This window comes from Sphingomonas sp. Leaf67 (genome assembly GCF_001421965.1).
Lineage (GTDB): Bacteria > Pseudomonadota > Alphaproteobacteria > Sphingomonadales > Sphingomonadaceae > Sphingomonas.
Genome location: NZ_LMLP01000006.1, coordinates 15895 through 27001, shown reverse-complemented (window position 1 = coordinate 27001; position 11107 = coordinate 15895). Strand labels below are relative to the sequence as shown.

7 protein-coding genes and 1 pseudogene are annotated in these 11107 nt (G+C 66.2%); 7 read left to right on the top strand and 1 reads right to left on the bottom strand.

Annotated elements, in window-relative coordinates; translation table 11 throughout:
• Nucleotides 1-107: pseudogene (locus ASE90_RS19620) on the top strand (IS481 family transposase); the annotation flags it as partial.
• A gap of 379 nt (nucleotides 108-486) precedes the next feature.
• Here ASE90_RS19620 and ASE90_RS07245 read toward each other — a convergent pair.
• The gene (locus ASE90_RS07245; protein WP_055998404.1) at nucleotides 487-1404 is read right to left on the bottom strand and encodes a LysR family transcriptional regulator; all 918 of its coding nucleotides are present in this window, start codon (nucleotides 1402-1404) and stop codon (nucleotides 487-489) included.
• 172 nt (nucleotides 1405-1576) lie between these two features.
• Here ASE90_RS07245 and ASE90_RS07240 point away from each other — a divergent pair, with 172 nt between their 5' ends.
• The 6 genes from ASE90_RS07240 (at nucleotide 1577) to ASE90_RS07215 (ending at nucleotide 11104) form a co-directional block, all read left to right on the top strand.
• The gene (locus ASE90_RS07240) at nucleotides 1577-4609 is read left to right on the top strand and encodes a TonB-dependent receptor plug domain-containing protein (RefSeq protein ID WP_055998402.1); all 3033 of its coding nucleotides are present in this window, start codon (nucleotides 1577-1579) and stop codon (nucleotides 4607-4609) included.
• Nucleotides 4610-4681: 72 nt separating this feature from the next.
• Complete coding sequence (locus ASE90_RS07235; protein ID WP_055998399.1) at nucleotides 4682-5977, top strand: CitMHS family transporter; 1296 nt, start codon at nucleotides 4682-4684, stop codon at nucleotides 5975-5977.
• A complete protein-coding gene (locus ASE90_RS07230; RefSeq protein ID WP_055998396.1) occupies nucleotides 5977-7347 on the top strand; it encodes an acyclic terpene utilization AtuA family protein in 1371 nt (456 codons plus the stop codon). Before ASE90_RS07235 ends, ASE90_RS07230 begins: the two co-directional genes overlap by 1 nt.
• Entirely contained in the window at nucleotides 7334-7642 is a 309-nt protein-coding gene (locus ASE90_RS07225; protein ID WP_055998393.1) for a hypothetical protein, read from the top strand. Before ASE90_RS07230 ends, ASE90_RS07225 begins: the two co-directional genes overlap by 14 nt.
• Complete coding sequence (locus ASE90_RS20115) at nucleotides 7639-9606, top strand: alpha/beta hydrolase domain-containing protein (protein ID WP_055998390.1); 1968 nt, start codon at nucleotides 7639-7641, stop codon at nucleotides 9604-9606. The genes ASE90_RS07225 and ASE90_RS20115 overlap by 4 nt, the downstream gene beginning before the upstream one ends.
• Nucleotides 9593-11104 (top strand): tannase/feruloyl esterase family alpha/beta hydrolase, encoded by a 1512-nt coding sequence (locus tag ASE90_RS07215; protein ID WP_055998387.1) that lies wholly within the window; start codon nucleotides 9593-9595, stop codon nucleotides 11102-11104. The genes ASE90_RS20115 and ASE90_RS07215 overlap by 14 nt, the downstream gene beginning before the upstream one ends.
• The last annotated feature ends 3 nt before the right edge of the window (nucleotides 11105-11107 follow it).

Genomic DNA, 11107 nt, shown 5'->3' with positions numbered 1-11107 from the left:
CACTCAGCGGCCTCACGCCCTACGAATACATCGCCAAGATCTGGACGTCAGAGCCAGACCGGTTCATCGTCAACCCGATCCACCAGATGCCGGGACTAAACACCTAGGCCTGAAATTGGCTCTGGTTTTTTAAGCTAACTCTCCACGGTAAAAGACCCGCCTGAGGTAGTTTTCTAAGGGTGTGCCTAAAACCTACCTCATAGATCATGAGGTAAATCGATAGGGGAGGGGAGGGCGACAAATTTGGAAGCGGAACGCCTGCATTTCTGGTGGAAAGCCGTCAGTCCGCTTTGGGGTGGCGATCGCGCGGAAGCGGACGTTCGTTCATTTAAAGGGGCAGGGTCGTCCCACGTCAGGATGCTGTTAGCTCAACCATCACGATGTAATTATCCCGCATAGGGATCTGGCTGTGGGCAGCGCCGTCACGAGCGACCTTTATATCCGTAAGCGTCGGCGTATCGGTCAAATGGGTGTAGAATGGAGATTTTAGCGTTCCCTTGGAACGAGTTGCCCGTCGCGATGAAGCGACCTGCAATGCGACAGGAAGGCGGCGGCGGCCGGCGATAGCGAACGGTGGCGCAAATATGCGATACCGATCTTGCGCTCGACTATCGGCCCCTCCAGCGGGCGCCAGACAACCGCAGGGTTCGCAAGCATAGTGATCGTAGAGTGAGGCAACACGGTCACGCCTAACCCGGCGGCAAGCAGGCCGCCCATCGTCACCAATTGCGAAACTTCGTACAAGGGGCGGACCGAGATCCCGGCGCGCAGCAGCGCGGCGTCGGACATGACCCGTACGCTGCTGCTGGTCGCCATTGCCAGAAAGGGTGCGTCCGCAAGCGTCGACCACGGCGCTTCACCCGGAACGTCGAATCGCGATCCCGACTGGAATGCAAGGACGCAGCGATCGGACAATAGCGGCTCGAACCGGTAATCGGGTTCGTCCGTCTCAGTAACGAAGGCCAGATCGATCTGGCCGTCTCGAAGCTGGCGGTATAGCTTGCCGGCGATGTCGTCGCGGATCACGATGTCGACCGACGGGCTGCGCGCGATGTAGTCCCGGATGGCGCGCGGCAAGGAAGCGGCGGCGAAGGACGGCAGCGCGCCGATCACGATCCGCCCGCGCATGCCGGTCAGATCCTTCGATAGCGTGGCGAATGCATGATCGAAGTCCGCGATCAGCCGCTCGACCGTTGGCACCAGTATCGTACCCGCGCTCGTCAGTTCGACCCGGCGTGAACTGCGATCGAACAGACGGACGCCCAGATCCTCTTCCATCAACCGGATCGTCCGGCTGAGTGCCGGTTGCGAAAGGTTCGCTGACCGGGCGGCTTCGCTGAAGCTGCGCGTGCGGGCGACCGCCATGAACAGTCGCAGCGTCGTCAGGCTGGGGGTACGGTTCATCCGGTCCTCTCCATTCATCGATCAGCTTTACGTATCAATCGATGCCAACATTCTATTTTTATAATCATATCGAACGATTGATAAACCGTCGAGCGGACGAAGCCGGCGCCAAGAGCCGGACCATCCGACAAGAGCCGATGTCCAGTCGGCCGTCCTCACAGGGGAGGTTTCCATGCAAGGTCGCAAGACTCGTTTCACGCGCATCAGCCTGACCGCCTTGGCGCTCGGGCTCACATCGCCGGCCATCGCCGGCACATCGGTCATCGGCGGGCAGGATGGCTCCGCCGGCCAGCAGGCGCCTACGATCGATCCCGCGCAGACGAGCAGCGCGCAGGACCCGGCAGCCGGTGCGAGCAGCACGGGATCGCTTAACGCCCCGACCGGGGTTGCGGGAGACGCTGGCGACGATGTCGATCAGCAGGGCGCGCTGTCGAACGATGCCCGGACCGGCGAAGGCGCCGATATCGTCGTAACCGGTACGAATATCTCGGGCGTGAAGGCGGTTGGTAGCGAGGCGGTAACGCTGACGCGCGAGACGATCATCGCCAGCGGTGTCGCGTCGGTCGCCGACGCGGTCAACACCCTGCCGCAGGTTCGCAATCTCGGCGATTTCCGCGAAGGCGGAACGCAGGGGTCGTATAATTCGCAACAGGGATCGGCAATCAACCTGCGCGGATTGGGTGCACAGGCGACGCTGACGTTGGTTGATGGCCACCGGGTGGTCGGTACCGGCGCTGCCTCGAACTTTACCGAGGCCAATCAGGTGCCCATCGCCGCCGTCGCTCGGATTGAGGTGATCGCCGATGGCGCATCGGCCATCTATGGCTCGGACGCGGTGGCAGGCGTGGTCAATTTCGTGCTGCGCAAGGATTTCGACGGGATCGAAGCATCGAACCGCGTGACGAACCAGTCGGGCGGGTTCCAGATTCAGCCGTCGATCACCGCCGGCACGACGTGGAGTGGTCTAGGCGGCCTCGGCGCGGGCAACGTGCTGGTCAGTTACGAATATACCCATCGCGACCCGTTCCTGCGCGCGAAGAACCGCTTCCTGTTCAGCGACCTGCGGCCGTTCGGCGGACCCGACAACCGGCTGAACGGCACGACTGCCACGCTGGCGGGCCCCGCCAATATCTATGTCCAGAATGCCGACGGATCGCAGAATCCGGTGCTGCCGCGAGCCGGCTTTTATACCTACTACGGGCTGCCGCAGGGGGCGAATGTCGCCCTGACGCCGGGCGACCTACTGGTCAATCAGCCGAACCTGACCGACAATGCCTATTATAACGACTATACCGGGCGGCTGGACCGGCATCAGGTGTCGCTGTTCGCCAACCAGGAATTCGGACCCTCGATCGAGGCGTTCGTACAGGGGACCTATTCCAACCGGCACACCTTCTCGCGCTCGCCGGCATCGGCGGTGCAGAATGTGACGTTGTCGCCGTTCCTGTTCGACGCAGGCGGCGCGGTGACGGCGACGCGCAATCCCTATTATATCGCAGGCATCCCGGGCGTCGCGGCGAACGCGCCGCTGAACGTGCAGTATAGCGCGCTAAAGGATATCGGTTCGAGCAACTTCGACAACCGGTCCGAAACCTATTCGATCACCGCCGGAGCGCGGGTGAAGCTGCCATGGAGTTGGCGCGCGGAGGGTTATTACACCTATGGTCGCGACGAGGCGTGCAATTATTGCCAGAGCGGGACCAACATCAATCCCAATGCCCTGCAATATCAGATCAATCTGGGCGCGATCAATCCGCTAAGCGCGCTGGCGCTGACGCCCGCGCAGTTGGCCACCATCGCCGGCGACAATGTCCAGCGTAGCGGCAACGGCTTGGACAATGCGCTGGTCAAGTTCGACGGCCCGCTGTTCGCGGTCCCGGCGGGCAGCGTGCGCGCTGCGTTCGGTGGTGAGCGCAACAAGCAGTACAACTTCAACATCAACGGCGCGAACCGCAGCGCCACCAACCAGTTTCTGCTCGACACCACCGCTGACAACAGCCGCCTGTCGCGAACGATCTGGTCGGCATTCGGAGAACTCTATGTCCCGCTGATCGGCGAGGAGATGGGCATCCCGCTTATCAAGAGCCTGACTATCGACGCCGCCATCCGGTACGACGATTATTCGGACGTCGGTTCGACCTCCAACCCCAAGATCGGCGGGACGTGGGTGGTGAGCGACATCCTCAGCCTGCGAGGGTCATGGGGCACGTCGTTCCGGGCCCCGTCGCTGCCCGACGTGAACTTGTTCTCCTATTCGGCGGTGGGCGGTTTCGCCTTCTCGAACAACGATCCGCGGGTCGTGAACGGGGCAGGGCCCGGCTTCACCAATATCGGCGTGGTTGTCGGATCAAACCCCGAATTGCAGCCGGAGAAGGCGACCAACTGGTCGGTCGGCGGCAACCTGAAGCTCGGCGACTTCACCGCAGAGGCGACCTATTACAATATCCGCTATACCGGCCGCATACAGCAACCCAATTCGATCGCAGCGTTCCAGGCGGGCGCCTATCCCGGCTATAACGGATACAGCCAGTTCATTCTGCCGATCGCCAACCCGAGCGGTTGCGTGAACACTGATCCGGCAACCTTCGATCCGGTGCTGCGCACCTATCTTAGCCGCACGCTGCTCTATGGTACGCTGCCCAATCCGTGTGCGGTCAACGTGCTGATCGACGGGCGCAATGCCAATCTGGCCGCGACCCGGCAGGACGGCCTGGATGCGTCGATAAACTACCTGCACAAGTTCGACGCGTTGACCGTGAACGCGTCGGCGGCGGTCAGCTGGACGATCAGCAACGAGGAACAGGTCGTTGCCGGCGCGCCGTTCGTCGACCGGCTCGGCTTCTACAACTCGCCGACCGAATGGCGCGGACGCGGCTCGCTCGGGCTGCTCTATCGCGGGGTCAGCGCCAATGCGTTCGTCAACTATATCGGTTCCTATTTGAACGATTTGGCGCTGGGCCCGATCGGCCAGTCGATCCCGCCGCAAAAGGTCGATGCATGGACGACGGTCGACCTGACGCTCGGCTATGCCGCCGATCTGAAGGATGCCGGTACCCCGTTCAGCGGGTTTCGCACGTCGCTCACCATCCTCAATCTATTCGACCGCGACCCACCGATCGCGATCACGTCAAACGGCGCGTTCAACGGCGCCTATTCGAACCCGTTCGGACGGACGGCGACGATGCAGGTCACGTTCAATTTTTAGATACTTGTCGTTGCACCGCGATCGCCTCCACGATGCAGGCGACCAGTTCAAACCAGAAACGGGGTCGGGGGGATGTTGGCACTAACCGGACTGGCGGCGATCGCGGCGTTGCTCGCGGCGATCCTGTCCAATCGCCTATCGCCGCTGGTCGCGCTGATCCTGATCCCGGTCGGGGCGGCGCTGCTGGTCGGCATGGGCGATCAGGTGCCGGCGTTCATCCTGACAGGGCTGAGCAAGATCGCACCGGTGGCGGGGATGTTCATCTTCGCCATCCTGTTCTTCGGAGTGATGACCGATGCCGGACTGCTGGCACCACTGGTCGGGTTCGTTGTGCGGCTGGTCGGGGACAGCCCGGAACGGATCGCCCTCGGTACCGCGATGCTGGCGCTGCTCATCCATCTCGACGGGTCGGGCGCCGTGTGCTTCCTCGTCACCATCCCGGCGCTCCGCCCGGTCTATGACCGGATCGGAATGGACCGCCGGGTGCTGGCCTGCACCGCATCGATGGCGGCGGGCGTCAATTTCCTGCCGTGGACCGGGCCGACCCTGCGCGCTTCCGCGTCGCTCGGCGTACCGACATCGACGCTGTTCACGCCGATGATCGGGGTGCAGCTGGTCGGGCTGGTGTTCGTCGGAGCAGCATCGTGGTGGCTGGGGCGGCGCGAGCGGGTGCGGCTGACCGGATCACCGGCATTCGATGCCGGCGATGCCGTACATGCGCCCGCCCCGCCGGCGGCCGCGCCGGTCCATGGCTGGCGCTTCATGGTGAATGTCGTCCTGACCCTCGCGGTCGTCGGCACGATGATATCGGGGCTGGTCGAACCGGTCGTCGTCTTCATGATCGGTACCGCGCTGGCACTGCTGGTCAATTATCCCGGTGCCAAGGCACAGCGCGAGCGGATCGACGCGCACGCCCATGCTGCACTGCTGATGGCGAGCATCCTGCTGGCGGCGGGCGTGTTCACCGGCGTGATGACCGGTTCGGGCATGATCGGCGCGATGGCGGCAGCGGGCGCGGGCCATTTGCCGGCGGCCGTCGGCGGGCATCTCGCCGCTATCCTCGCCGTGGTGGCGATGCCGCTCAGCCTCGTCTTCGATCCCGATTCCTTCTATTTTGGGGTGCTGCCAGTGATCTCGGAAATGGGTGCCGGCTTCGGCATCCGCCCCGAAGAGATCGGCCGCGCCGCGCTGTTAGGGCAGATGACGACAGGCTTTCCTATTAGCCCGCTGACGCCCGCCACCTTCCTCGTCGCGGGGTTGAGCGGGATCGAACTGGGCGCACACCAAAGGTTCGCGATCCCATGGCTGTTCGCCGCCAGTCTGGTGATGACCGTCGCCGCGCTGCTGATCGGGGTGATCCCGCTATGATGAGCGAGCGACCGCAACGGCATTTCGTGCGGATCGGGGCGGGGTCTGGCTTTGCCGGCGACCGGATCGAACCCGCCATCGAACTGGTCGAACGGGGCGAGCTCGACTTCCTCGTCTTCGAATGCCTTGCCGAACGCACCATCGCGCTTGCGCAGGAACGGTTACAGGCCGATCCGGCGGACGGGTTCGACCCGATGCTGATCGAACGGATGCGGCGCGTCCTGCCCGCCGCCGCCGCGCAGGGCGTCAGGATTATCACCAACGCCGGCGCGGCGAACCCGATCGCCGCCGCCCATGCCGTCGCCCGCGTCGCCCGCGAACTAGGCCTCCCCGACCTGCGGATCGGCGCAGTTACCGGCGACGATGTGCTGGCGGTGCTGGCGGATAGCGACCCGCCGCTGATCGACGGGGCGGGGACGGTCGCCACGCTGCGCGACCGGATGGTGTCGGCCAACGCCTATCTGGGGGCGGACGGCATCGTCGCCGCGCTCGATTCCGGGGCCGACATCGTCATCACCGGGCGGGTCGGCGATCCGTCGCTGTTCCTTGCACCCATGATCCACCGCTTCGGCTGGTCGCCCGACGACTGGGACCGGATCGGGCGCGGCACGCTGGTCGGGCACCTGCTCGAATGCGCCGGGCAGTTGACCGGCGGCTACTTCGCCGATCCGGGGCGCAAGGACGTGGCGGGCCTCGCCCGGCTCGGTTTCCCCTTCGCCGATGTCGATGCGAATGGCGATGCGCTGCTCGGCAAGGTCGCGGGGTCAGGCGGGCTGTTGTCGGTCGCCACCTGCACCGAACAACTGCTCTACGAGATTCTCGACCCCGCCGCCTATCTCCAGGCCGACGTTACCGCCGATTTCCGCCGGGTGCGCTTCGAACAGGTCGCGACCGACCAGGTCGCGGTATCGGGCGGCGCCGGGCGGACACGGCCGGCGTCGCTGAAGGTATCGATCGGATACGACGACGGCTTCATCGGCGAGGGGCAGATTTCCTATGCGGGCCCCGGCGCGGTTGCGCGCGCGAGGCTGGCGCTCGACATCGTACGCGAACGACTGGCGCTGACCGGCGCGGACATCCGCGAGATCCGCTGCGACGTCATAGGGCTCGACGCTGTGACACGGACGGCGGACGACCATGCTGACGGCGGCGGGGAGGTTCGCGCGCGGATCGTCGGACGCAGCCCGAGTGCGGCCGGCGCCCGGGCGATCGGCGCGGAGGTCGAGGCGCTCTATACCAACGGGCCGTTCGGCGGCGGCGGGGTCAGCCGCGGCATCCGCCGGGTGGTCGCCATCGCGTCCTGTCTGATCCCCCGCGACGCGACCGCGGCCAAGGTGCATATCGTGGAGGCCGGCGATGCGGCTGCGTGATCTGGCCCATGTCCGCACCGGCGACAAAGGCGATATCTCGCAGATCTCGGTCATCGCCTATCGCGCGGCCGACTATCCACGGATCGCGCGGGCGCTGGATGCGGCACGGGTCGGTGCAGCGCTGAGCGTGGCCGCCGGATCGGTCCGCCGCTACGATTTGCCGCAGCTAGGCGCGCTGAATTTCGTGCTGGAGGGGGCGTTGAGCGGCGGCGTCACCCGTTCGCTGGCGCTCGACGCCCATGGCAAGACGCTGGGCGCGCATCTCCTCGCCTTAGAGATCGGGGATGACGCATGAGGGGCGCGGGCTGGCTGGCGCTGACGCTGATCGCCTTGCCGACCATCGCCGAGGCGCGGGTGACGCGGATCGTGGTCGAGCGCAGCGAAGCGGCGGGCAACGGCTTCACTATGCTGCGTGGCCGCTATGAGGGCGAACTCGACCCCCGCGATCCGCACAACCGCATCATCACCGACCTGTCGGCGGCGCCGCGCACCGCACGCGGGACGGTGGCCTATAGCGCGACCTTCGCGATCGTCCGGCCGAACGATCCGGCGCGGGCCAGCGGCGTGCTGTTCTACGACGTGCCCAATCGTGGCAACGCCCGGATCGAACCGGACCCCGCCGGTCATATCCGGGTCGTCAGCGGCTGGCAGGGCGATATCGCGCCGCAGCCGGGGGTACAGACCGCGACGGTGCCGATCGCCGCCGGACTAACCGGGCCGGTCCTGCAACGCTTCGTCGGCGTCGCGGCAGGCAGCGCGAGCGTGCCGATCGTCGGTGGCATCGTCCGCCCGGTCGCGCGCCCGCTGCCGGTGTCACTCGACACCCGCGCGGCGCGGTTGTGGACGCAGACAGCCGACAGCGCCCCGCTGGTCCCGGTCGCAGCGGGTGACTGGGCATTCGCAGACTGTCGTACCCGCCCTTTTCCGGGGACGCCGGACCCTCGGCAGCTCTGCGTGCGGGGCGGTTTCGTCGCGGACCGGGCCTATACGCTGCTGTATACGGGACGCGATCCGCAGGTGCTGGGTATCGGTTTTGCGGCGGTACGCGATCTGGTCGCGTTCCTGCGGCACGGATCGCGCGACGATCATGGTACCGCCAATCCGGTCGCCGGTCTCGTCCGCTGGCCGATCGTTACCGGCACGTCGCAATCGGGCAATTTCGTCAAAAGCTTCCTGCATCTGGGCTTCAATGCCGATGAATCCCGGCGCCGGGTATTTGACGGCGCCAACCCAGATATCGCCGCACGGCAGGTGCCGCTCAACATCCGCTTCGCCGTGCCAGGCGGTGCCGCCGACCTGTTCGAACTGGGCAGCGAAGGTGCGCTGTGGTGGAGCCGCTACCGTGATCGCATGCGCGGGCGCGGTACCTCCAGCCTGCTCGACCGGTGCCGCGCGAGCAACACCTGTCCAAAGATCGTCGAGACGATCGGGTCGGCTGAAATCTGGGGCTTGCGCCTGTCGCCGGGACTGGTCGGCACCGATGCCCGCCGCGACCTGCCGCTGCCGGCCGATGTCCGGCGCTATTACTTCGGATCGGTCACCCATGGCGGGTCGCAGCACGGCGGCTTTCCGTTGACCGGTGAAGTGATCCCGCCGGGCTATCCGCCTTGCGCGCTGCCGCTAAACCCGGTTCGGACCGCCGATATACGCCGGGCCTTGCTCGCCCGGCTGGTCGAATGGGTCCGCAACGATCGTGCGCCACCCGACAGTCGCTATCCGACGATCGCCGCCGGCACGCTCGTGCCGCCCGATGCTGCGGCGATGGGGTGGCCGGCGATACCGGGCGTGCCGTTGCCGCAGACCGCGCTGAACCGCATGCCCGATTACGACGTCGGGCCGCAGTTCCGCTATGTCGATGAAAGCGGCGTGGCGTCGCGCCAGCCACCACGCGTCCGCCAAATCCTGCCGGCCCGCGTGCCGCGCGTCGACAGCGACGGGAACGAGGTCGGGGGTGTCCCGCTGGTTGCGCTGGCGGTGCCGATCGGTACCTATACCGGGTGGAACGTCCGCACCGCCGGCTATGGTCGTGGCGGGTCGTGCGGCTTTATCGGCGGCTTCGTGCCCTTCGCCCGAACCGAGGCGGAGCGGCGGCAGCGCGGCGATCCGCGTCCGTCGCTGACGGCACGATATCGCGACCATGCAGGCTTCGTCGCACAGGTCCGCGCCGTTGCGTGGCGGCAGGTACGCGATGGCTGGCTGCTGCCCGAGGATGCCGCCCGCACCATCGCCGAGGCGGAGGCCAGCGATGTCCTGCGCTGACCCTTTCCGCCTTGCCGGTATCGCCACGGCGATCGCGGCACTGCTGGTCGGATCGGTCGATGCGACCGCCCGATCCTGTGCCGCGCTGGTGGGACGGGGAACGACGGTTACCGAGGCCGACGGTATCTGCCGGGTAAGTGGCGTGCTGCGGCCGGTCGCCGGGTCTCGGATCGGGTATCAGCTGTGGTTGCCGCCGCATACCACGTGGAGCGGGCGCATGGTGATGCTCGGCAACGGCGGCTATTCGTCGCGGCTGCCGCTGACGGCAATGACCGAGCAACTGGCGCGGGGTGCGGCGGTAGTCGCGACCGATACCGGTCATGACGGCGACGATCCTAATTTTGCGCTGGGGCGACCGCAAGCGATCGTCGACTGGGGCTGGCGCGCGCTGCATCTGAGTGCGGTTGCCGCCAATCGTGTCACCACGCGCTATTATGGCCGGGCGCCGCGCTACCGTTATTTCAACGGCTGTTCGACCGGCGGGCATCAGGCGCTGATGGAGGCGCAGCGCTTTCCGGGGGATTTCGACGGGATCGTCGCGGGCGCGCCGGGCGCGGCGCGGGTCCGGCTGAATGCCGCTTTCCTGTGGCAATATCGTGCCAACCATTCTGCGGGCGACGATGCCCGCGCGATCCTCGGCCAGCGCGAACTGGCGTTGCTGCAACAGGGGGCGCTGGCGACCTGTCGCGCCAGCAACGGTTCCGCCGCGGGCGGCCTTGCCAGCGATGCATGGCTGAACGATCCCGTCGCCTGCCGCTTCGATCCAGGTGTCCTGGCATGCGCACCCGGTCGGGCCGAACCGTGTCTGTCTGCCGAACAGGTCACCGCCGCCCGCCGGATGTATCGCGGCGCAGTCGACCCGCGCAGCGGCGCGCGGGTCACCAATCCGTGGCTGCCGGGCAGCGAAGCGGGCTGGGCCGCCTATCTGTCCGATGGCGGGCGACCGCAGCCGGCGCGAACCAGCTTCTGGCGGGTCTGGGCCTTTGCCGATTCGGCATGGTCGTGGTGGCGGTTCGATTTCGGTCGCGACCTCGATCGCGTTCGCCGCACGCTGTCGCCGGTTATCGACGCGGTCGACCCGGACCTGATCCGCTTCCGCGCGTCCGGAGGCAAGCTGCTCCACTATCACGGGCTGGCCGATCCGGTGGTGTCGCCCCTCGATTCCACGCAATATCATGCTGCCGTCGCCGCTCGCATGCTGACTGCCGACTGGTATCGCCTGTTCCTTGCCCCGGGCATGGGCCATTGCGGTGGCGGTCCGGGCTTCACGCGCTTCGATCCGCAGCAGGCGATCGAGGCGTGGGTCGAACAGGGACGCTCTCCCGACCGGTTGATTGCCCGCCCGACCGATCCGGCGGCGAACGCCACCCGCCCGCTCTGCCCCTACCCGGCGCGAGCCGTCCATATCGGCGGCGACCCCGAGCATGCCGACAGCTTCGCCTGCCGCCGCACGACCGACACGAACCAGAACAAAAGAATAAGGGAGAAGACCGCTTGAAAC

Excerpts from the sequence above, each read along its gene's own strand:
- ASE90_RS07245 (WP_055998404.1), bottom strand. The coding sequence starts at position 1,404 with ATGAACCGTACCCCCAGCCTGACGACGCTGCGACTGTTCATGGCGGTC.
- ASE90_RS07240 (WP_055998402.1), top strand. The coding sequence starts at position 1,577 with ATGCAAGGTCGCAAGACTCGTTTCACGCGCATCAGCCTGACCGCCTTG.
- ASE90_RS07235 (WP_055998399.1), top strand. The coding sequence starts at position 4,682 with ATGTTGGCACTAACCGGACTGGCGGCGATCGCGGCGTTGCTCGCGGCG.
- ASE90_RS07230 (WP_055998396.1), top strand. The coding sequence starts at position 5,977 with ATGAGCGAGCGACCGCAACGGCATTTCGTGCGGATCGGGGCGGGGTCT.
- ASE90_RS07225 (WP_055998393.1), top strand. The coding sequence starts at position 7,334 with ATGCGGCTGCGTGATCTGGCCCATGTCCGCACCGGCGACAAAGGCGAT.
- ASE90_RS20115 (WP_055998390.1), top strand. The coding sequence starts at position 7,639 with ATGAGGGGCGCGGGCTGGCTGGCGCTGACGCTGATCGCCTTGCCGACC.
- ASE90_RS07215 (WP_055998387.1), top strand. The coding sequence starts at position 9,593 with ATGTCCTGCGCTGACCCTTTCCGCCTTGCCGGTATCGCCACGGCGATC.